22 protein-coding genes and 3 tRNA genes are annotated in these 20,422 nt (G+C 74.3%); 11 read left to right on the top strand and 14 right to left on the bottom strand.

Annotated features, from left to right (window positions below; all coding sequences use genetic code 11):
* Positions 1-20: 20 nt before the first annotated feature.
* Positions 21-1,598 (bottom strand): DAK2 domain-containing protein, encoded by a 1,578-nt coding sequence (locus tag HUT06_RS12445; protein WP_254715745.1) that lies wholly within the window; start codon positions 1,596-1,598, stop codon positions 21-23.
* A gap of 181 nt (positions 1,599-1,779) precedes the next feature.
* Between HUT06_RS12445 and rpmB the strand changes: the two genes are divergently transcribed.
* Positions 1,780-1,974 carry a 50S ribosomal protein L28 gene (gene rpmB / locus HUT06_RS12440; RefSeq protein ID WP_067632165.1) on the top strand — a complete coding sequence of 65 codons (195 nt, stop codon included), beginning with the start codon at positions 1,780-1,782 and terminating at the stop codon, positions 1,972-1,974.
* Positions 1,975-2,061: 87 nt separating this feature from the next.
* On the opposite strand, the gene thiD is transcribed toward rpmB, so the two are convergent.
* The 3 genes from thiD to HUT06_RS12425 form a co-directional block, all read right to left on the bottom strand.
* On the bottom strand, positions 2,062-2,874 hold the full coding sequence (gene thiD / locus HUT06_RS12435; protein ID WP_176195865.1) for a bifunctional hydroxymethylpyrimidine kinase/phosphomethylpyrimidine kinase: 813 nt from the start codon (positions 2,872-2,874) through the stop codon (positions 2,062-2,064).
* A gap of 32 nt (positions 2,875-2,906) precedes the next feature.
* Positions 2,907-3,770 carry a cellulose binding domain-containing protein gene (locus HUT06_RS12430; protein WP_176195864.1) on the bottom strand — a complete coding sequence of 288 codons (864 nt, stop codon included), beginning with the start codon at positions 3,768-3,770 and terminating at the stop codon, positions 2,907-2,909.
* 101 nt (positions 3,771-3,871) lie between these two features.
* The gene (locus tag HUT06_RS12425; protein ID WP_176195863.1) at positions 3,872-4,786 is read right to left on the bottom strand and encodes a thiamine-phosphate kinase; all 915 of its coding nucleotides are present in this window, start codon (positions 4,784-4,786) and stop codon (positions 3,872-3,874) included.
* Between the two features lie 134 nt (positions 4,787-4,920).
* Between HUT06_RS12425 and HUT06_RS12420 the strand changes: the two genes are divergently transcribed.
* Positions 4,921-5,154: an Lrp/AsnC family transcriptional regulator gene (locus HUT06_RS12420; protein WP_176195862.1), complete on the top strand. Its 234-nt coding sequence runs from the start codon at positions 4,921-4,923 to the stop codon at positions 5,152-5,154.
* Positions 5,155-5,634 carry a DUF3515 domain-containing protein gene (locus HUT06_RS12415; RefSeq protein WP_176195861.1) on the top strand — a complete coding sequence of 160 codons (480 nt, stop codon included), beginning with the start codon at positions 5,155-5,157 and terminating at the stop codon, positions 5,632-5,634.
* 34 nt (positions 5,635-5,668) lie between these two features.
* Here the strand turns inward: HUT06_RS12415 and HUT06_RS12410 are convergent, their stop codons facing one another.
* The 6 genes from HUT06_RS12410 to HUT06_RS12385 are packed head-to-tail and all read right to left on the bottom strand — an operon-like array spanning position 5,669 to position 10,322.
* Positions 5,669-6,220, bottom strand: coding sequence for a nuclear transport factor 2 family protein (locus tag HUT06_RS12410; protein WP_176195860.1), 552 nt, complete (start codon positions 6,218-6,220; stop codon positions 5,669-5,671).
* Entirely contained in the window at positions 6,220-6,414 is a 195-nt protein-coding gene (locus tag HUT06_RS12405) for a ferredoxin (protein WP_176195859.1), read from the bottom strand. Before HUT06_RS12405 ends, HUT06_RS12410 begins: the two co-directional genes overlap by 1 nt.
* The gene (locus tag HUT06_RS12400) at positions 6,411-7,751 is read right to left on the bottom strand and encodes a cytochrome P450 (protein ID WP_176195858.1); all 1,341 of its coding nucleotides are present in this window, start codon (positions 7,749-7,751) and stop codon (positions 6,411-6,413) included. The genes HUT06_RS12405 and HUT06_RS12400 overlap by 4 nt, the downstream gene beginning before the upstream one ends.
* Positions 7,748-8,527: an SDR family oxidoreductase gene (locus HUT06_RS12395; RefSeq protein ID WP_176195857.1), complete on the bottom strand. Its 780-nt coding sequence runs from the start codon at positions 8,525-8,527 to the stop codon at positions 7,748-7,750. Before HUT06_RS12395 ends, HUT06_RS12400 begins: the two co-directional genes overlap by 4 nt.
* Positions 8,527-9,723: a cytochrome P450 gene (locus HUT06_RS12390; RefSeq protein ID WP_217711293.1), complete on the bottom strand. Its 1,197-nt coding sequence runs from the start codon at positions 9,721-9,723 to the stop codon at positions 8,527-8,529. The genes HUT06_RS12395 and HUT06_RS12390 overlap by 1 nt, the downstream gene beginning before the upstream one ends.
* A gap of 5 nt (positions 9,724-9,728) precedes the next feature.
* Entirely contained in the window at positions 9,729-10,322 is a 594-nt protein-coding gene (locus tag HUT06_RS12385) for a TetR/AcrR family transcriptional regulator (protein WP_254715136.1), read from the bottom strand.
* Between the two features lie 206 nt (positions 10,323-10,528).
* On the opposite strand from HUT06_RS12385, the gene HUT06_RS12380 reads away from it, so the two are divergent.
* Positions 10,529-12,310 (top strand): long-chain fatty acid--CoA ligase, encoded by a 1,782-nt coding sequence (locus HUT06_RS12380; RefSeq protein ID WP_176195855.1) that lies wholly within the window; start codon positions 10,529-10,531, stop codon positions 12,308-12,310.
* A 10-nt stretch (positions 12,311-12,320) separates the two neighbouring features.
* Here the strand turns inward: HUT06_RS12380 and HUT06_RS12375 are convergent, their stop codons facing one another.
* Positions 12,321-13,337, bottom strand: coding sequence for an AraC family transcriptional regulator (locus HUT06_RS12375; protein ID WP_176195854.1), 1,017 nt, complete (start codon positions 13,335-13,337; stop codon positions 12,321-12,323).
* A 255-nt stretch (positions 13,338-13,592) separates the two neighbouring features.
* Here HUT06_RS12375 and HUT06_RS45200 point away from each other — a divergent pair, with 255 nt between their 5' ends.
* Both HUT06_RS45200 and HUT06_RS12370 read left to right on the top strand, forming a co-directional pair.
* A complete protein-coding gene (locus HUT06_RS45200; RefSeq protein WP_302931802.1) occupies positions 13,593-13,721 on the top strand; it encodes a hypothetical protein in 129 nt (42 codons plus the stop codon).
* Between the two features lie 31 nt (positions 13,722-13,752).
* Positions 13,753-14,583: an SDR family NAD(P)-dependent oxidoreductase gene (locus HUT06_RS12370; RefSeq protein ID WP_176195853.1), complete on the top strand. Its 831-nt coding sequence runs from the start codon at positions 13,753-13,755 to the stop codon at positions 14,581-14,583.
* Positions 14,584-14,630: 47 nt separating this feature from the next.
* On the opposite strand, the gene HUT06_RS12365 is transcribed toward HUT06_RS12370, so the two are convergent.
* The 3 genes from HUT06_RS12365 to HUT06_RS12355 all read right to left on the bottom strand — a co-directional run bounded on the left by HUT06_RS12365 (position 14,631) and on the right by HUT06_RS12355 (position 14,874).
* A tRNA-Tyr gene (locus tag HUT06_RS12365) sits at positions 14,631-14,714 on the bottom strand.
* A 12-nt stretch (positions 14,715-14,726) separates the two neighbouring features.
* Positions 14,727-14,799: transfer RNA gene (locus HUT06_RS12360), tRNA-Leu, on the bottom strand.
* Position 14,800: 1 nt separating this feature from the next.
* Positions 14,801-14,874 (bottom strand) — tRNA-Leu (locus HUT06_RS12355).
* A 297-nt stretch (positions 14,875-15,171) separates the two neighbouring features.
* Here HUT06_RS12355 and HUT06_RS12350 point away from each other — a divergent pair.
* From HUT06_RS12350 to HUT06_RS12330, 5 genes are read left to right on the top strand one after another with little or no spacing between them, the layout of a single operon-like run.
* Positions 15,172-16,632 (top strand): aldehyde dehydrogenase, encoded by a 1,461-nt coding sequence (locus HUT06_RS12350; RefSeq protein WP_176195852.1) that lies wholly within the window; start codon positions 15,172-15,174, stop codon positions 16,630-16,632.
* Complete coding sequence (locus HUT06_RS12345; RefSeq protein WP_176195851.1) at positions 16,629-17,363, top strand: SDR family oxidoreductase; 735 nt, start codon at positions 16,629-16,631, stop codon at positions 17,361-17,363. Before HUT06_RS12350 ends, HUT06_RS12345 begins: the two co-directional genes overlap by 4 nt.
* Positions 17,360-18,202: an NAD(P)-dependent oxidoreductase gene (locus tag HUT06_RS12340; RefSeq protein ID WP_176195850.1), complete on the top strand. Its 843-nt coding sequence runs from the start codon at positions 17,360-17,362 to the stop codon at positions 18,200-18,202. The genes HUT06_RS12345 and HUT06_RS12340 overlap by 4 nt, the downstream gene beginning before the upstream one ends.
* The gene (locus HUT06_RS12335) at positions 18,195-18,572 is read left to right on the top strand and encodes a carboxymuconolactone decarboxylase family protein (protein WP_176195849.1); all 378 of its coding nucleotides are present in this window, start codon (positions 18,195-18,197) and stop codon (positions 18,570-18,572) included. Before HUT06_RS12340 ends, HUT06_RS12335 begins: the two co-directional genes overlap by 8 nt.
* A gap of 36 nt (positions 18,573-18,608) precedes the next feature.
* Positions 18,609-20,420: a beta-propeller domain-containing protein gene (locus HUT06_RS12330; RefSeq protein ID WP_176195848.1), complete on the top strand. Its 1,812-nt coding sequence runs from the start codon at positions 18,609-18,611 to the stop codon at positions 20,418-20,420.
* Positions 20,421-20,422: the final 2 nt, after the last annotated feature.

Raw genomic sequence — 20,422 nt, 5'->3', positions numbered from 1 at the left:
GCCCATGGGCACGACGGGAATCATTCGACGCCGATGAGGAGGGGGTGGCGTTCCTGCCCGCCCGCGTAGACGCCGACCTCCACGTCGGGGTGCTCCCGGCACAGATGCTCCGCGAGAGCGCCGGCCAGGCCGTCCGGGGCCCGCGCGCCGACGATCAGCGTGACGAGTTCGCCGCCGCCGGACAGCATCCGGTCCAGGACGGCGCGGGCCACCTCGGCGACGTCCGCGCCGATCGTCGCGACATCGCCCTCGATCAGGCCGAGGACGTCGCCCGGCCGGCACAGCCCGACGCTGGTCACCGCCTCCTGCGCGGCGACCTCCAGGCGGCCCGGGCGCGTCGCGCCGGCGGCGCGGGTCATCTCGATCACGTCCTCGCCGAAGCGGCGCAGCGGGTCGTGGACCGCCAGCGCCGCCAGCCCCTGGACGGACGCCTTGGCCGGCACGACCGCGATCCGCGCGCCGCCGTCGCGCGCCCGTTCCGCCGCGGCCTCGGCGAGCGCGAGGACCTCGGGCCCGTCCGGCAGCACGGCCACCTCGTCGCCCGCCGCGAGGATCGCCTCCGCCAGTACCGCGAGCGGCGGGACCGCGCCCGGCTCGCGGCGGACGACTCGCGCGCCGCCCTCCTCGAACAGCGCGGCGAGCCCGCCGGCGGCGGTCACGGCGATCACCGCGCGGCCGGTGTGCGGTGCGTGCGGCTCTTCCGGGCCCGCGCGCAGGTAGTTGACGCGAATGCGGTGCGGGCGCCCGGCCGCCATGCCCGCCTCGATCGCGGCGCCGGCGTCGTCCACATGGACGTGCACGTTCCACAGCCCGTCGCCGCCGACCACGACGAGCGAGTCGCCGAGGCCGTCGAGCCGCCCGCGCAGGTCGTGGACGGCGCCGTCCGGCGCGTCGAGCAGGTACATCACCTCGTAGCCGGGGCCCTGCGGCGCCGGGCGCCGGGGTTCGGACGCCGTCCCGGCGGCGCGCGCGGGCACCTCGTAGTGCTCGGGGTACTCCTCGGTGACCACGGCGGCCAGGGCGTCGAGGACCACGCAGAGCCCGGCCGCGCCCGCGTCGACCACGCCGCTGCGGGCCAGCACGTCCAGCTGGCCGGTGGTGCGGCGCAGCGCCCGCCGGGCCCCGTCCGCGGCGCACCGACACGCCGTCGAGAGTTCGGCCCCACCTGCCGCCCCCGCCTCGGCGGCCTCGGCCAGGACGCTGAGGATCGTGCCCTCCACCGGGTGCTCGACGGCGCCCCGGGCCAACTCGGAGGCATGCCCGAGCGCGCCCGCGAACGCCGCGCCGTCCGGCGGCGCCGCCAGGGGGCAGAGGACGTCGGCGAGGCCCCGGAACACCTGGCTGAGGATCACGCCGGAGTTGCCGCGCGCGCCGAGCAGCGCGCCTCGCGCGAGCTCCCGCCACGTCTCGGCGGGGCCCGCGGCGGCGGGCAGCCCGTCCAGCGCGTCCGCCGCCGCGACCACGGTCAGGTGCAGGTTGGTGCCGGTGTCGCCGTCCGGGACGGGGAACACGTTGAGCGCGTCGATCTCGCCCCTGGTGCGGCCGAGCGCGTCCGCCGCCAGCCGGCACCACCGGCGCACCGCCGGGCCGTCGAGCACCTCGCCCAAGGACCGCTCCCCTCCCCGCCCGCGATTCGCCTACCGACGGGCTGTCGGCTAATCTGATCCGTGCGCCTCGTCCGAGGCGCTCATCAGTGAGCACCCATGATGCCCGGCCCTCCCCGCGAGCGGCACCGGGGCGGCGCTCCGGTCAGAGCATCGACACCACTTGGAGTTTCCCGTGGCTTCCGTCTGCGACGTCTGCGGCAAGGGACCCGGTTTCGGCATGCGCGTCTCCCACTCGCACCGCCGCACCCCGCGCCGCTGGAACCCCAACATCCAGCGCGTGCGCGCCGTCGTGAACGGCAGCACCAAGCGCATCAACGCCTGCACGTCCTGCATCAAGGCCGGCAAGATCGTCAAGCCCACGGTCTGACCCGCCCCGGCGGCGCCGCGACCGCACAGGACTCCGAGTCGGCCCATCGAACCGATGGGCCGACTTTCGCATGCCCGGGTGCGGTGGTCAGGAGCGGTGGCGCCAGGCGTGGTCCACCGGGCCGATGCCGGCGCCCAGGGGGAAGCCCGCCGCGATCGCGCCCGTCACGTACTGCTTGGCCTTCGCCACGGCGGTGGGGACGTCCTCGCCCAGGGCCAGGTTGGACGCGATCGCGGAGGCGAGCGTGCAGCCGGTGCCGTGGGTGTGCCGGTTGTCGTGCCTGGGGGCGGTGAAGCGGTGCTCGTGCTCGCCGTCGAACAGCAGGTCGGCGGGCTCGCCGCGGAGGTGGCCGCCCTTGATCAGCACCCACCGCGGGCCGAGGGCCAGGACCGCCTCGGCGGCCTCGCGCAGGCCCGTCTCGTCCACGACCTTGACGCCGGTGAGCTGCTCCACCTCGTACAGATTCGGCGTGACGACGGTCGCGACCGGGAGGAGGGCGGAGCGGACGGCGTCGACCGCGTCCGGCGCGAGCAGCGAGTCGCCGTGCTTGGAGACGCCGACCGGGTCGACGACGGCGGGGGCGTCGGTGGCGGCGACGGCCTCGGCGACGATCTCGACCAGTGCCGTGGAGGCCAGCATCCCGGTCTTGAGCGCGTGCACGCCGATGTCGGACAGGACGGAGTCGAGCTGCGCGCGCACCGCCTCGGGCGGCAGCTCCCAGTAGCCCTGGACGCCGAGGGAGTTCTGCGCGGTGACGGCGGCGATGACGCTCATCCCGTGGACGCCGTGGGCGAGCATGGTCTTCAGGTCCGCCTGGATGCCGGCGCCGCCGCCGGAGTCCGAGCCCGCGATGGTGAGCGCGAGGGGCGGGGTCTGCGGCGCGGACGGAGTATGCGACATGCCGTCCACCTTATGGTGGTTTCGGCGCGTGCTCAGAGGAGGGCGCAGGGGAGCTTGTTCAGGACGCAGGTGGTCGGCTTGGAGGCGGTGCCCTGCGCGGTGAACACGATGCGGACGCTGTCGCCGGGGGCGATCGCGCTGCGGCCCCGGACGAAGGCGAGCCGCCCGGTCCGCACGACGGTGGCGCCGCTGATCGCGGTGACCGACGCGTCGGGGATCGTGAAGGCGAGGGCCCACTTGGCGACGGGCGCCTGGCCCCTGTTGGCGATGGTCGCGGTGGCCTTGAAGCCGCCGGGCCGCTTCGAGGCGACCTTGAAGGAGATGACGAGGCCGTCGGCGCGGGCGTTGCCGCGGCCGGCGCGCTCCCCCGGCCCGCGCTGGGAGACCTGGCTGTCGCGGGGGTTGCTCTGCGTGTCGCGGGGGGCTCCGCCGCCGCCCGCGAAGTTGAGCGATATCTGCTGCGTGCTCAGCGCGTAGGAGACCGATCCGACCGCGACGACGAGCGCGACGATCGGCAGCAGCGGGAGCGGCAGTTTCGCGATGAACTTCGTGAGGCCGCGGCCGCCGCCCGGTTCGTCGGAGGCGCCCGCCCGCGGCCGGTCGACCGGGCCGTCCGGGTCTTCGGGAGCGTAGGCGGGTTCGGGGGCGCCGGGATAGTCGCCGGGGTAGTCCCCCGGGAGCGGGTCGAAGCGGTACCCCTCCGGGGCGGGCGGGGGACCCGACCTGGGCCGCTCGTACGACGACACGAAGACCCGGTCGTCGGTGGGCCCGGAGAACGCCTCGTAGGACGCCTCGTAGGACGGGTCGACCGGGGCCGCGTAATACGGCTCCTGGGATGCCGAGGTGCCCGGTACGGGTTCACCGTCCGGTCGCTCGTGCCTCGTGTGTCGTCCCATCCCATCCCTCTTCGATCACAGGATGTATACCAAACCCGCCCCAAACCTGCCTACCGGATGCGTCAACGCACACGGCCGTACGCGCTGCGTGCACCCGCCGTTCAAACGGCGAAATGGTCCCATGCGCCGGGCGGCGGTTCGCGGCCGTCCACGCGCACTCCCGAACCCGCCGCCACGGCGCCGATCCGCGACCAGGACGCCGGGACGGGCCCCGGGAACGTCGCGGCGAACGCGTGGTCCTCACCGCCGGTGAGCGCGTACCGCAGCCCGTCCGGGCCGAGGATCTCCGGGACGGGGACGGCCGCGGAGTCGATCTCGACGCGCACGCCGCTCGCGTCCGCGATGTGGCCGAGGTCCTGGACGAGCCCGTCCGACACGTCCAGCAGGGCGGTGGCGCCGTGGGCGCGGGCCTCGTCCCCGGCCTCGTAGGGCGGTTCGGGGCGCCGGTGCGCGGCGATCAGCTCCGCGGGGCCGTCGCGGCCCTCGGTGAGCAGCGCGAGGCCGGCGGCGGCGTGGCCGAGCCTGCCGCGGACGGCGACGCAGTCGCCGGGGCGGGCGCCGGACCGGGTGAGCGGCGCCGCGCCGCCGAGGTCGCCGAGCGCGGTGATCGCGAGGGTGACCCGCGGCGCGGACACGACGTCGCCGCCCGCGACCGAGGCCCCGGCGGCGCGGCACTCGTCGGCCAGGCCGTCGTAGAGCGCCTCCGCCCAGTCCGCGCCGGTCTCGGGCGGCGCCGCGAAACCGACCAGGAGGGCGGTCGGCCGGGCGCCCATCGCGACGACGTCGGCGAGGTTCTGCGCGGCGGCCTTGCGCCCGATGTCGTAGGGGCCGGACCAGTCGCGGCGGAAGTGCCGCCCCTCCACGAGCAGGTCCGTGGTGGCGACGACGCGCCCGTCCGGCGCGGCGACCACGGCCGCGTCGTCGCCGGGGCCGAGCCGGACCGCCGGGCCCTGCGGCAGCCGCCGCACCAGCCGGTCGATCAACCCGAACTCGCCCAGCTCGCCGATCGTGCCCATCCGCGTCCGTTCCCCCGTGTTCCGCCTGCTCGGGCCGCCCCGCCGGGACACCCGCCGCCCCGGCATGCCGCGGCGGCGCGTAACACGATACGGTGAACCGTCCGACGGTAGATTCTCCGCTTGGGGAGGACGTGATGGTGCAGGCCTACATCCTCATCCAGACCGAAGTCGGTAAGGCCGCCGAGGTGGCGAGCCACATCTCCGGCGTGGCGGGCGTCACCCTGGCGGAGGACGTCACGGGGCCCTACGACGTGATCGTCCGCGCGGAGGCGCGCAACGTCGACGAGCTGGGCAGGCTCGTGGTGGCGCAGATCCAGGCGATCGAGGGCATCACCCGCACGCTCACCTGCCCGATCGTGCACATCTAGATGGTCTTTGCGGGGGGAGCGGGGCGCCGGCGCCTCGCGGCGGTGCTGCTCGCCGGGCCGGCGGTGCTGGCGGCGGCCTGCGGCGACGGCGCCGTGCAGGTACCCGCGCCGAGCCCGGACGCGGCCGTCACGCGGCTGTGCGAGGGCCTGCGGCTGCCCGCGACGGTGCGCGGGCAGGAGCGCCGCGACACCTCCCCCGGCTCGCCGCTGACCGCCGCGTGGGGGTCGCCCGCGATCGCGCTGCGCTGCGGCGTGCCCCGCCCCGCCGCGCTCCAGCCCACCTCCCAGCTGGTGACGATCAACGGGGTCGACTGGTTCGGGGTGCCCGCCGACCGACCGGTCACCTTCACCGCGGTCGGCCGGCAGGCGTACGTCGAGGTGACGGTGCCGCCGAAGTACAACCCGGCCGGGGACGTGCTGATCGAGCTCGGACCGTCGATCAAGGCGACGATCCCGCCGAAGCCCGAGGGCCAGATCTGACCCGCCGGCCCCGGTCACCCGGCCGGGCGCGCCGTCACCAGATCGGGACGGGGCTCTCGCCGCGCCGGTAGTAGCCGGGGATCGGCTCGCCGGCCGCGGCCCGGTCGAGGCGCCGCTTCATCCCGTCCGACAGCACCCCCGCCTTCATCATCTCGACGAACACCGAGGTGACGTTGCCGAGGTCGAACCAGTCGCGCTGCCACGACCACCGCCGGTCCCCGGCGTAGCGGAACCAGGACCCGCCGATGCCGAGCACCTCGTAGGGCGTCCCGTCGGGGCGGACCGCGTCGGCGACCTGCTTCCAGAACCCGACGACCTCGCCCTTCACCTCGTCGACGAGGATGCTCTGGTACGGGTACGTCCAGCCGTCGAGGCCGCCCATCTCCGAGCCGAGCGCGAGGTCGCGGATCTCGTCCCGGCCGACGGCCATGAAGTCCTGGTCGGGGCCGATGTTCCAGCCGTAGGTGGCGTCCTCGGTGTAGAGGTCGGCCAGCGGGCGCCAGTCGCCGGCCTCCTCGCAGCGGCGGTTCTCGGCCAGCCAGTGCTCGACCATCGCGTCGAGCTCTTCACGGGGGAACGAGGGCATCACGTCTCCAGCAGTCTGAGGGCCTGGGTGGGGCAGTAGCGGACGGCGGCGGCGACCTCGGCGCGCAGGTCGGCGGGCGGTTCGGCGTCGAGGACCCGCACCTTGCCCTTGTGCGGGACCTCGAAGACGTCGGGGGCCTCCAGCTCGCACATGGCGTGGCCCTGGCACAGGTCCAGGTCGGCCTCGACCCTCACCGCCGCCTCCTGCGGTAGCGGACGGCGCACGGCTGGGCGAGCTGGACGACCATCTTGGAGTGGTCGTTGCGGTAGGTCTCGGGCGGCTGCGCGGCCTCGAACTCCCAGTCCCGCAGCAGTACCGAGAAGATGGCCTTGAGCTGCATCATCGCGAAGTTCGCCCCGACGCAGCGGTGCCGGCCGGCGCCGAACGGCACCCACGTCCAGCGGTTGAGGAGGTCCTCCTCGCGGGGCGCGACGTAGCGGTCCGGGACGAACGCGTCCGGGTCGGGGAAGTCGCTCTCGATCCGGTTGGACACGGCGAGGCTGCAGCCGACCATCGTCCCGGCGGGGATGCGGTGGCCGAGCACCTCCTGGTCGGACTGCGCGACCCGCAGCAGCAGGATCAGCGGCGGGTGCAGCCGCAGCGCCTCCTTGACCGCCGACTCCAGCCGGGGGATGGCGCGCAGCGCCTGGAACGACACCTCGCGGCCGTCGTCGTACAGCTCGTCCAGTTCCGCCACGACGCCGCTCAGCACCTCGGGGTGGCGGAGCAGCTCGATGAGCGTCCAGGCGGCGGTGCCGGACGTGGTGTGGTGCCCGGCGAACATCATCGAGATGAACATGCCGGTGACCTGGTCGGCGTCGAACTTCAGCGTCCCGTCGGGGTCCTTGATGGACATCAGGACGTCGAGGAGGTCGCGGTCCTCCTTCGGCGGTCGCGGGTCGCGGCCGTCCATGATGCCCTGGACGAGTCCGACGAGCGCGGCGCGCGCCGCGTCGCGCTTGCGGAAGCTCTCGATGTCGGCGTGCGGATCGACGTAGGCGATCGCGTCGGTGCCGCGTTCGAGGTCGTGGTAGAGGTCGGCGAACCGGCGGTCGAGCTGCTCGCGGAACTTGCGCCCGATCAGGCACGCCGACGAGGTGTAGATCGTCAGCTCGGCGAAGAAGTCGAGCAGGTCGATCTCGCCCTCGTCGCCCCAGCCTGCGATCATCCGGTCGACCTCGGCGGAGATCGTCGCGGCGTGGCCCTTCATGAACGAGCCCTTGAGCGCCTGGTTGTGCAGGGCCTCGCGGCGCTGCTCGGGGGTGGCGTCGAACACCACGCCCTCGCCGAAGATCGGCGTCATGAACGGGTACGCCTCGGCCTGGTCGAGCTCCTCGTCGGGGGCGCGGAAGAAGAACTCGTTGGCCTCGGCGCCCGACAGCAGCACGACCCGCCGCCCGGCGAGCACGAACTCGCCGACGTCGCCGCACTCCTCCCGGACCCGGCGCATCAGCCCGATCGGGTCCGAGCGCAGCTCCTCCAGGTGGTCGGGCCCGCCCGACACGGTGCGCGGCTCCACCAACGCTGTCATGACTCCTCCAGGGGGGCTTCGGGCTGTACTTCGACGAGCCGCAGATGGGCGCCGCGCGGGGTCGCGACGATCGCGGCGACGGCCGCGGCGACGTCGGAGGGGCGCAGGAAGTACGGGTGGCGGGCGTGGCCCCACTTCACCCAGTCCTCCAGGACGGCGCCGGTGGTGCCGGCGTCCCAGCTCATGCCCATCCCGGTCGCGGTGGGGCCGGGCCGGACGATGGACGCGCGGACGCCCGTCCCCTCCAGTTCCATCTGCATCGTGCGGGCCATGCCCTCGACGCCGTTCTTGGCGGCGACGTAGGCGCCCGTCCAGGAGCGGGGGGCGGGGACGGTGTCGGACGAGACGAACACGATGTCGCCGCGCCGCCGCGCCACCATCCGCGGGACGAAGTGCGACACGAGCCGGTGCGCGCCGACGAGGTGGACCTCGACCTGCGCGGCGAACGCGTCGGAGCCGATCTCGTGCAGGCGCCCGGCGGCCAGGTCCCCGGCACTGGACACGACGACCTCGACCGGGCCGAGCGCGTCGCCGGCGGCGGCCGCGAACGCCTTGACGGAGTCGGAGTCGGCGACGTCCAGCGGGTGCGCGAACGCCTCTCCCCCGCCGGCCCGGATCGTCGCGGCCAGCTCCTCGCACTTGTCGGCGCGCCGCGCGCCGAGCGCGACCGGGTGCCCGGCCATCGCCAGCGCGGTCGCCGTCGCCGCGCCGATCCCGGAGGACGCGCCGGTCACCACGGCGGGCCGCCGCTCGGGATGGGGGTCGAACCGGGGCATCAGCGCACCTCCACGCGCACGGGCAGGGACGCGAAGCCGCGCACGTTCACCGAGTGGACCCGCTCGGCGTTCGCGTGGTCGACCTCGTAGGACCGGACGCGCCGGACGAACTCCGTCAGCGCGATCCGCGCCTCCAGCCGGGCCAGGTTCGCGCCGAGGCAGAAGTGCCGGCCGCCGCCGAAGCTGACGAGCTGGGAGGTGTCGCGGTCGAGGTCGTAGGCGTCGGCGTCGGCGAACACACGCGGGTCGCGGTTGGCGGACCCGACGAGCAGCAGCACGCGCTCGCCCGCGGTGACCCGCCGGCCGTGCAGTTCGACGTCCTTCACGACCTTGCGGGCCAGCATCTGGCTGGAGGTGTCGTAGCGGAGCGTCTCCTCCACCCAGTCGTCGACGCGCGCCGGGTCGGCCAGGGGCTTGGCCGCCTGGCCGGGGTTGCGCGACCCCCAGTACAGGGCGTTGGCGAGCAGCTTGGTCGTGGTCTCGTTGCCGGCGACGACCATCAGGAACAGGAACGCGATGACCTCGGTGTCGTCCAGCCGGTCGCCGTCGGTCTCGGCCTCCAGCAGCGCCGAGGTCAGGTCGCCGGCGGGCCTGCGGCGCCGTTCGGCGACCATGTCCTGGTAGTAGCCGACGAGGGTGAGCGCGGCGTCCATCCCGGCGGGCGGGACGTCGTTGAGGCCCTCCTCGCGGTGCACGACCGTGTCGGCGAGGCGGCGGACCTCGACCCGGTCGGCCTCGGGGACGCCCATCATCTCGGAGATGACGTCCATGGGCAGCAGCCCGGCGAAGTCGGAGACGAAGTCGAACTCGCCCTTCTCCAGGGCGGGTTCCAGATGGCGGAGGGTCAGCGCCCGGATGCCGTCCTGCATCTCCTTGACGCGCCGCGGCGTGAAGCCCTTGGACACCAGTGCGCGCATCCGCGTGTGGCTGGGCGGGTCGAGCGCCAGGAACGACATCGTGCGGTGCGCGTGCGGGCCCCAGGCGCTCGGTTCCACCGAGACGCCGTGGGAGCTGGAGAACGTGCCGTGGTCGCGGAAGGCCGCCGCGACGTCGGCGTGCCGGGACAGCGCCCAGAAGCCGATCTCGTCGTTGCGGTAGAGGGGCGCCTCCTCGCGCAGGCGCGCGTAGACGGGATAGGGGTCTTCGTGGACGGCGTAGTCGAACGGGCTGTAGGAGACCTGCGCAGCAGGGTCCACGGCCGTCACCTCACTCGGGGGGGTTCGGGCAGGATGAGCTCTGCCATCTCGGCGAGCCGGTCGGCCATGCGGGCGTAGGACGTGTAGCCCATGCCCGCGTGCACGAGCGCGCCGGTGTAGGCCAGCTCCAGCGCACCGAGGATCTTGGGATCGTCGTGGTCGCGGAGCGCGGCCCGCAGCCGCTCGCGGATCGCGACGCCGATCCGCACCCGCAGTTCCCGGACGTCGGGGTCGGTGCCGAGCAGCGCGGTGGTGCACGCGGCCGCCAGCTCCGGCTCGTCCGACACCAGCAGGGCGATGTCGCGCAGCACCTCCACCACGCGTTCGAGCAGCGCGCCGTCGGCCTCCACCGGCGGCAGCGCGCTGAGCCGCCGCCAGAACACCTCGGTGATGAGATGGTTCTTGGAGGCGAAGTAGGTGTAGGCGGTCGCGGGGGCGACCCCGGCGCGCCTGGCCACGTTGCGGACGGTCAGCCCCTCGTAGCCGGTCTCGCCGACCTCCACCACGGCGGCGTCGGTCAGCCGCCGCACCGTGTCGGCCTGCCGCTCGGTGAGGCGGCGGCGGGTGGGCTCGGTCGTCAGCTCCTGGTTTCCGGACACGTGTCCAGACATTAGTTCAGCGACGCCGGATGCGCAACGGCGGCACACCGCCCGGCCCGCCGCCTGAGCGCGGGGGTCCCGCAATGGGCGCGCGGCGGTCCTGTCCGAGCCCGGGGCACCCGACCGACGATGGCGGACGTCCGGGCGGCGCAAGCCGGGCCCCGGCAGGGGCCGGGACCGCCCGGGGACGAGGAGCCAGGTCGCCCATGGACGCCAGAGACGAACCACTGTCGGCGCGGAGCCTCGCCGACCTCTTCCAGCGCACGGCCGCCGCGCGGCCCGGCGAGGTCGCCCTGCGCGCCTCGGACGGCAGCGTGGAGCTCACCTGGCGCGAGTACGCCGAGCGCGTGCGCCGGATCGCCGGCGGCCTCGCCTCGCTCGGCGTCCGCCGCGGGGACACCGTGGCGCTCATGCTCACCAACCGGCCGGAGTTCCATCTCGCGGACACGGCGGCGCTGCATCTCGGCGCGACGCCCTTCTCGGTCTACAACACCAGCCCGCCGGCGCAGATCGCGCACCTGTTCGCCAACGCGGGCAACCGGGTGGTGGTGACCGAGCGGCAGTGGGTGCCGGCGGTCCGCGCGGCGAGCGAGGCGGTGGGCGGGGCGCTGGAGCACATCGTCTGCGTCGACGGCGCGCCCGAGGGCACCCTGCCGCTGGCCGAACTGGAGGCGCGGCGGCCGGCGGCATTCGACTTCGACGCCGCCTGGCGGGCGGTGGACCCCGCCGACCTCGCCACCCTGATCTACACCTCCGGGACGACGGGGCCGCCCAAGGGCGTCGAGGTGGAGCACCGCGCGATCCTCGCCTGCCTGCGCGACGGCCTCGCGCTCCCCCACGTGGGCGCGGGCGCGCGCGCCGGGCGCATGGTCTCCTACCTTCCGGACGCCCACGTGGCCAACCGGTACTTCAGCCACTACCTCGCGATGGCCGCCGGCTCCTCGATCACCACCGTGGCCGACCTGAAGGCCGTGGCGCAGGCGCTGCCCGCCGTCCGGCCGACCGTCTTCCTCGGCGTCCCGGCCTTCTGGTACAAGACCCAGGCCGCGGTCACCCAGGCGATCGGCGCGCGGACCGGCGTGCGCCGGCACGCCGCCGAATGGGCCATGGGCGTCGCCCGCCTGGCCGCGGAGCGGCAGGCCGCCGGCCGCCCGCTGCCGGCCCGCCTGGCGGCCCGGCGGGCCGTCGCGGACCGGCTGGTGCTGCGGCCGATCCGGGCCCGGATCGGCCTGGACGAGGCGGCCGCCGTCATCACCGGCTCCGCCCCGATCGCCGCCGAGACCGTCCGGTTCTTCCAGTCGCTCGGCATCGAGCTGTGCGAGGGGTGGGCGATGTCGGAGTCGTCCGCCGCCGGGACGATCAACCGGCCGGGCGCGATCCGGCCGGGGACGGTCGGCCGCCCGATGCGGGACGTCGAGGTGCGGGTGGCGGCCGACGGGGAGCTGCTGCTGCGCGGGCCGGCGCTCATGCGCGGCTACCGCGGCGACCCGGAGCGGACGGCCGAGGCGATCGGCGCGGACGGCTGGCTGCGCACCGGCGACGTGGGCACGGTCGACGCCGACGGGTACGTCACGATCGTCGACCGCAAGAAGGACCTGATCGTCAACTCCGCGGGCAAGAACATGTCGCCGGCGAACATCGAGAACGCCGTGCTCGCCTGCTGCCCGCAGGCCGCGTCCGTCGTCGTGGTGGGCGATCGCCGCCCGTACGTGGTGGCGCTGATCGTCCTCGACCCGGCCGCCGCGCACGGCCTCGCCGGCGACACCGAGGTGCGCGCGGCCGTCGGGGCGGGCGTCGCGCGGGCGAACGCGACGCTGTCACGGGTCGAGCAGATCAAGGACTTCGCGGTCCTGCCCGGCCCGTGGGCGCCGGGCGGCGCGGAGCTGACCCCGACCGGCAAGCTGCGGCGGCGGGAGATCGCCGAGCGGTACGCGGCGGAGATCGAGGCGCTCTACGAGCGCGGGCGGCGGCCGGACCGGGCCCGCTGACGGGGCCGGCTCACCGGCCGCCCGCGCGCGGGCGGCCGTCCCCGGGCCGGTAGGCGCCCGGCGGCCGCCCGGTCCACCGGCGGAACGCGCGCCGGAACGCGCTCGCCTCGGAGAACCCGAGCCGCCTCGCCAGCTCTTCGACCGACTCCTCGCCGCGGGTGAGGCTGGCGACGGCGACCTCGCGCAGCAGGTCCTCCTTGAGCTGGCCGATCGAGGTCTGCTCGGCCCGCAGCAGCCTGCGCAGGTGCTGGGTGCTGACGCTGAGCCGCGCGGCGATCTCGTCGGGCACCGGCCAGTCCCCGCTCAGCCCGCGCTCCAGGATGCTGCGCACCTGGTCGGCGGTGGAGGACCCGTAGTCGCGGGTCACGAACCAGACGTTCGGCTGGTCGGCCAGGTAGTCGGCGAGCTGCCGCTCGTCCCGCACCAGCGGCGCCGTCAGCAGCGCCCGGTCGAAGGCCAGCACCAGCCCGGCGGCGTCGAACTCCGGGTGCCGGCCGAACACGACCTCGTAGTCGGCGGCGCTGGCGGGCGACGGCCACGGCAGGCGCAGCTCGCGCAGGACGATCCGCCGCCCGGCGAGCCAGCCGAGGACCCGGTGGATCAGCGTGGCGAGGAGTTCGCCGCCCAGATGGTCGGGGTCGTCCAGCGCGCTGACGTCGATCTCCACCTCCACGAGGGCGTCGCCGACGGTCACGCGCAGCCGGGGCGTTCCGAGCACCTCGCCGGCCTCGGCCAGCCGCCGCAGCGCGGCCCGCAGGTCCGGGACGTGGATCACCGAGCGCATCATGAGCTGGAACGCGCCGAGGCGCACGGGCGGCCCCAGCCCGAACAGCTCGTCCCCGGTCAGCAGCCACAGCTCCTGCGTCAGCTCCGACACCTGGGAGACCGTCACGGCGCCGCCGTACGGGTCCGCGGCGTTCGCGGGCAGCCCCGCGCGCCGCAGCAGCGACGCCCCGTCCAGGCCCTGCCGCTCCCCGATCGCCACCAGCCGCCGGGCCACGTCCCCCGGTAGTGCCGACCTGCTCACGGACGCATCCTAACCGCCGCAGCCGCGGCCGACCGGCATCAACCCAGGTCCGCACGGGGCGGCGGGCGGCGTGCGGCGTGCGCGCGAGGGTCATGGAACGTGCGAGGCACGGTGCTCGGCCGGGCGGACGGGGATCCGTAGCTTCGCCGGTATGTTCAGCACGCAGCAGATCGGGGTCTGGAGCGGCCCCACCGAGTTCGCGGTGACGGCGGAGCGCAGCAGGACACCACGCCCGGCGACAACGCCCCCTGGATCGTGGACGTCCCCACGCGCGGCACCTCCACCCCGTACCGCGTCGTCGGCGACGTCTTCGCCTGGCTGTGCGCGGCGGCGACCCTCGCGGCCCTCGGCTTCGCCCTCCGCCGCTCCCGACCGCGCGACTGACGCTCACTGCCACAGCACACGAAGGAGAACCATGGGAAAGCTGGACGGACGCACCGCGCTGGTGACCGGAGCCGGACGCGGGATCGGCCGCGAGATCGCGCTCAAACTGGCCGCCGACGGGGCCCGCGTCGTGGTCAACGACCTCGACGACGGGCCGGCCGCGGAGACGGCCAAGGAGGTGGAGGCGCGCGGGGGCGCCGCGGTCGCCTGCCCCGGCAGCGTCACCGACGCCGCCTTCGCCGGGCGGTTCACGGCCGCGGCCGTCGACGCCTTCGGCGGAATCGACATCATCGTCAACAACGCCGGCTACACGTGGGACTCGGTCGTCCAGAAGATGACCGACGAGCAGTGGGCCGCGATCCTCGACGTGCACCTGACCGCGCCCTTCCGCATCCTGCGCGCGGCCCAGCCGGTCATCGCCGCGGCGGTGCGCCGGGAGCGGGAGGCCGGGGGGCCGGTCGCCTGCCGCAAGGTCGTCAACATCTCGTCGGTCGCCGGTCTCGGCGGCAACGCCGGGCAGGTCAACTACGCGGCGGCGAAGGCGGGCGTCACCGGGATGACCAAGACGCTCGCCAAGGAATGGGGCCGGTACAACGTCACGGTCAACACCGTGGCGTTCGGCTTCATCCGCACCCGGCTGACCGAGGCGGCCGCCGGCCGGGGCGGCACCATCGACGTCGGGGGCCGCGACATCAGGGTCGGCGTCAACCCGGAGCTGCTGGCGGCGGCGGAGCGGATGATCCCGCTCGGCCGCACCGGCACGCCCGAGGAGGCCGCCGGCGCGGTCCACCTGCTCTGCATGCCCGAGTCCGACTACGTCAGCGGCCAGACCCTCGTCTGCGGCGGCGGGCTGAGCCTGTGAACGCGGCGGGCGCACGGGCGGGATCTCTGGGGCGGGTGGGATCTCGGTGGGGCGGGTGGGATTCGAACCCACTCAGCGCGAGGCACCTGGGTTACAGCCAGGCCCGACTCTCCGAGCGTCGGCGCCGCCCCTGGACGTTCTCGTACCTCCGGAGGGATTCGAACCCCCAGCACACGGCACCTCATGCCGCTGTCTCTACCGTTGGACTACGGAGGCGTGCGGCTCCCGGGAGTCGAACCCGGAACGTCCACTTCCTGAAAGTGGTCCCTCTGCCGGTTGGGGTAGAGCCGCGTGGTCGAGGTGGGCGTCACTCGCGGCGGCTCGGCCGGGGTTCCTAGAAGGCGGGATACCGGCCGGGGCGGGCGTGCGACGCCGAGGGCAGTCGAAGTCGATACTGCTCCAGAGCCATGGCCGGTCCTCCTCTCAACCGTCGTGTGCGGGCCGACGACGTCCACAGTGCCATCGGCGGCGGGACGGCCGCAACGTATTTTCCGGCGGTCGGATCTCGTCCGGCCGCGCGGCCCGCCGGCCACCCGGCCGGGGCCGGGCCCTTGCGCTCCGGGCGGGGCTGAACTGTAGTCTGGACAAGTGTCCAGAACAACCGATCGCTTGCTTCTGCTGGACGGGCGGCTCGTCCCCGGGACGGGCGGCGCCTTCGAGACGATCAACCCCGCGACCGAGGAGGTGCTCGGCACCGCCGCCGACGCCACCGCAGCCGACATGGACCGCGCGATCGGCGCCGCCCGCCGCGCGTTCGACGAGACCGCCTGGTCGACCGACCACGCGTTCCGGGCGCGCTGCCTGAACCAGCTCCGGGACGGCCTGAAGCGGCGCGCCGACGAGCTGCGCGACCTGACGATCCGGGAGGTGGGCGCGCCCCGCTTCCTGACGTTCGGCGCCCAGCTCGACGCGCCCGTCGACGACCTGGGCTGGTTCGCCGGCCTCGTGGAGTCCTACGAGTGGGAACGCGACCTCGGCCGGGCCGAGCCGATGGGGATGGCCAGCCACCGGCGGGTGCGCCGGGAGGCGGCGGGCGTCGTCGGCGCCGTCACCCCGTGGAACTTCCCGCACCAGATCAACCTGGCCAAGCTGGGCCCGGCGCTCGCGGCGGGGAACACGGTGGTGCTGAAGCCCGCGCCCGACACCCCGTGGTGCGCGGCGGTGCTCGGCGAGGTCATCGCGGAGGAGACCGACATCCCGGCGGGCGTCGTCAACGTGGTGACGTCGTCCGACCACGGGCTCGGCGCCCAGCTGACGCGGGACCCGCGCGTCGACCTGGTGTCGTTCACCGGCTCCACCGCGACCGGCCGGGAGGTGATGGCGAGCGCGGCCGGCACGCTCAAGCGGGTCTTCCTGGAGCTCGGCGGCAAGTCGGCGTTCATCGTGCTGGACGACGCCGACCTGCGGGCGGCGTGCTCGTACGCGGCGTTCTCCGGGGTCGCGCACGCCGGGCAGGGGTGCGCGATCACCACCCGGATCCTCGTCCCGCGCGAGCGCTACGCGGAGGCCGCCGAGATCACGGCGGGGACGCTGGCCAAGCTCGGCGTCGGCGACCCGCAGGACGACCGGACGATCTGCGGCCCGGTGATCTCCGCGAAGCAGCGCGAGCGGATCGAGGGCTACCTGGAGCTCGCGGTCGAGGAGGGCGGCGCGTTCGCGTGCGGCGGCGGGCGCCCGGAGGGCCGCGACAAGGGGTTCTGGATCGAGCCGACGCTGATCACCGGCCTGCCGAACGAGGCCCGCGCGGCGCGGGAGGAGATCTTCGGCCCGGTGCTGGTCCTGCTGCCGCACGACGGCGACGACGACGCGGTGCGGGTCGCCAACGACTCGCCCTACGGGCTGTCGGGCGCGGTGCACGGCGGTGACGTGGAGCGGGCGCGCACGGTCGCGCGGCGGCTGCGCACCGGGACGGTCAGCGTGAACGGCGGTGTCTGGTACAGCGCGGACGTCCCGTTCGGCGGCTACAAGCAGTCGGGCATCGGCCGCGAGATGGGCGTGGCCGGGTTCGAGGAGTACCTGGAGACCAAGGCGATCGCGGAGGGCTTGTGAGGTTCGAGGGAAAGGTCGCGGTGGTCACAGGGGCCGCGCAGGGCATCGGCGAGGCGTACGCGCGGGCACTGGCGGCGGAGGGCGCGCACGTCGTCGTCGCCGACGTGGACGAGCGCGGGCAGGGCGTGGCCGACGACGTCAAGGGCCTGTTCGTCCGGACGGACGTGTCCGACCCCGCGTCGGTGGAGGCCATGGCGGCGGCCGCGAAGGAGCGGTTCGGCGGGATCGACCACCTCGTCAACAACGCCGCCATCTTCGGGACGATGAAGCTGGACTTCCTCTTCACGGTCGACTGGGACTACTACAAGAAGTTCATGTCCGTGAACATGGACGGTGCGCTGCTGTGCGCGCGCGCCTGCTATCCCCACATGCAGGAGCGCGGCGGCGGCTCGATCGTCAACCAGTCGTCCACGGCGGCGTGGCAGTACTCCGGCTTCTACGGGCTGGCGAAGGTCGGCGTCAACGGGCTGACGCAGCAGCTCGCGCACGAGCTGGGCAGCATGAACATCCGCGTCAACGCGATCGCCCCCGGGCCGATCGACACCGAGGCCAACCGGACGGTCGTGCCCGGCAACATGTCGCAGAAGATCGTCCAGGACAAGATGGCGCTCAAGCGCATGGGCTCCCCCGAGGACCTCGTCGGCGCCTGCCTGTTCCTGCTGTCCGACGACGCCGCCTGGATCACCGGGCAGATCGTCAATGTGGACGGCGGCGAGGTGTTCCGCTCATGACGGTCGCGTTCATCGGGCTCGGCCAGATGGGCGCGCCCATGGCCGGGCACCTGGCCGGCGCGGGCCTGGTCGTGTACGACGCGCGCCCGGAGGCGGTGGCGCCGCTGGTGAAGGCGGGCGCGCGGGCGGCCGGGAGCGTCGCCGAGGCCGCCGCGCACGCCGACCTGGTCTCGGTCATGGTGCGGGACGACGCGCAGGTGCGCGAGGTGGGCGCGGAGGTGCTCGCCTCGGCGCGGCCGGGCACGGTGCTGGCGATCCACTCGACGATCAGGGCGGCGACGGCCGAGGAGCTCGCGGCGCAGGCCCGGCGCTACTCGATCGACGTCGTGGACGCGCCGGTCAGCGGCGGGTTCATGGGGGCGAGCGCGGGCACCCTCGCGGTGATGGTCGGCGGGACGGACGAGGCGTTCGAGCGCTGCCGGGAGCCGTTCGGCGCGTGGGCGGACCTCGTCCTGCACATGGGGCCGGCGGGCGCGGGCACCCGCGCGAAGCTGGCCCGCAACATGCTGCACTTCATCTCCTTCACCGCCGCCGCCGAGGCGCAGCGGCTCGCGGAGGCGTCCGGGGTGTCGCTGCGCAAGCTCGGGCGGGTCGTCCGGCACACCGACGCGATCACCGGCGGCGCCGGCTCGATCATGCTGCGCCCGACGACCGCGCCGCTGGAGCCGGGCGACGACCTCTACGACATCCTGTGCCACACCCGGGACCTCGGCGAGAAGGACCTGTCGCTCGCCCTGGAACTGGCGGACGAGCTGGGAGTGGACGTCCCGCTCGCCCGGATCGCCCGCGACCGGTTCGGCCCCGGGCTCGGGCTGCCGGAGGGAGACAGCGATGGATGAGCGGCGCGAGCGCGGGCTGGAGATGATGCGGCAGGTCTACGGCTGGGAGGTCGGGGACGGGCCGGGCGACTTCTTCGGCATCACCGTCGACCACCTGTTCGGCGACATCTGGACGCGGCCCGGGCTGAGCATGCGGGACCGGCGGCTGCTGCTCGTCGGCGCCCTCGCCGGGCAGGGGCTCAACGACGTCCTGGACATCCAGATCCCGGCGGCGCTCGGCAACGGCGAGCTGTCGCCGGCGGAGCTGCGCGAGATCGGCATCTTCCTGACCCACTACATCGGCTGGCCGCTCGGCTCGCGGCTGAGCGTGCAGATCGACACCCTCATCGCCAAGCACGAGAAGCAGCAGCGTAAGAAAAAGGACGAATAACGGAAACCGGGCGGCCGGTACGGGCGTCCAACGTCCATGCGGGGTCGAATCTCGGTAGCGGCCGCGGTGGCGCTCCTGGCGGCCGGCTGCTCCGGCGCGCCCCACTCCGGGACGCGGCCGGACCCGGCGCCGGGGGTGCGGCTCGTCGCCTACGCCGGCTGCGACGCGCTCCTCGACGATCTGCGCCGCGCCACCGTCGACCGGGTCGGCCCGAACGGGCTCAGCGACATGCCGATGCTGCCCGCGGACGGGAACTGGGCGCTGAGCAAGGGCGGCCGGCTGCCCGCCGAGGCCGCCGCGCCGCAGGAGTACTCGGCGACGAACGCCCACGAGCCGGGCGCGGACGAGCCCGACCTCGTCAAGACCGACGGCCGCCGGATCGTGGCGGTCGCCGGCCGGCGCCTCCACGTCGTCGACCCCGCCACCCGCGAGATCGCCCACACGCTGGACCTGCCGGGCCTCGGCCGGTTCGACCGCGCCGAACTGCTGCTCAGCGGCGACCGCGCGCTCGTGCTGACGAACCGCACGCCGGCCTATGCCGGCGACACACCGCCGCCCGGGTACACCGGCCGGGCCATGCGCCTCACGCTGGTCGACCTCGCCGGGCCACCCAAGATCATCGGGACGATGGACTCCGACGTCCAGTACCTGGACGCGCGGCAGAGCGGCTCGACGGTACGCGTCGTGGTGCGGTCGGAGCCGCGGATCGACTTCCCCGGCGGGACGGGCCGGGAGGACGCGATCGAGGAGAACCGGGTGGAGGTCTGGAAGGCCCCGCTCGACGCCTGGCTCCCGGCCTTCACCCTCGGCGACGGCAGGACGTACCGCGCGCCCTGCGACCAGGTCAGCCGACCGTCCTCGTACAAGGGCTCGTCGATGCTGACCGTGCTCACGCTGGATCTGGGCAAGGGCCTCGGTGACCCGCAGCCCATCGCCGTCACGGCGGACGGCTCCACCGTCTATGGCAACGGCAAGAGCCTGTACGTCACCGGCATGCCTCCGGAGCTGTTCAGGTGGTCGACCAAGAAGCGCCCCGATCCGCGTACCGACATCTACAAGTTCGACCTGAGCGGCCCCGCGCGTCCGCGCTACGCCGCGTCAGGGTCGGTCAAGGGGTTCCTGCTCAACCAGTACGCGATGTCCGAGCACGGCGGGAACCTCCGCCTCGCCACGACCACCGACCGGAACGGCGCGAAATCGCAGAGTTCGGTGCACGTCCTCGCCCAGCACGGCGCCCGCCTCGACCAGGTCGGACGGCTCGACGGGCTCGGCAAGGGCGAGCGGATCCACGCCGTCCGGTTCCTCGGCGCCACCGCCTACGTCGTGACGTTCCGGCGGACCGACCCGCTGTACACCGTGGACCTCACCGACCCCCGCCGCCCCCGCCGCACCGGCGAACTCAAGATCACCGGCTATTCGGCGTACCTGCACCCCGCGGGCGGCGGCAGGCTGCTCGGCGTCGGCCAGGACGCCGAGACGTCCGGCCGCACGACCGGCCTCCAGGTGTCCCTCTTCGACGTCTCCGGCGCGCCGCGCCGGATCGCCGCCTACACGCTGCCCGGCGCGACGTCCCAGGTCGAGTTCGACCCGCACGCGTTCCTGTACTGGCCGAAGTCGGGCCTGACCGTCGTCCCGGCGTCGCGGGGAGCCGACGGGACGGCGGACGCGGAGGCGCTCGTCCTCAAGGTGACCGGCTCGTCCATCACCCGGGCGGGCCGCATCCGGCAGCCGGGCGGCATCGTCCGCTCCCTCGTCATCGGCGACACCCTGTGGACGTTCTCCGACGACGGAGCCCGCGCGGCCGCCATGACCGCCCTCGACGAGGGCACCTGGCTCCCCTACCGCTAGCG

Origin of the sequence: Actinomadura sp. NAK00032 (assembly GCF_013364275.1) — a bacterium.
Taxonomy (GTDB): Bacteria; Actinomycetota; Actinomycetes; order Streptosporangiales; family Streptosporangiaceae; genus Spirillospora.
The sequence above is the reverse complement of the archived record's forward strand: the minus strand, read 5'-3'. Positions and strand labels throughout refer to the sequence as shown.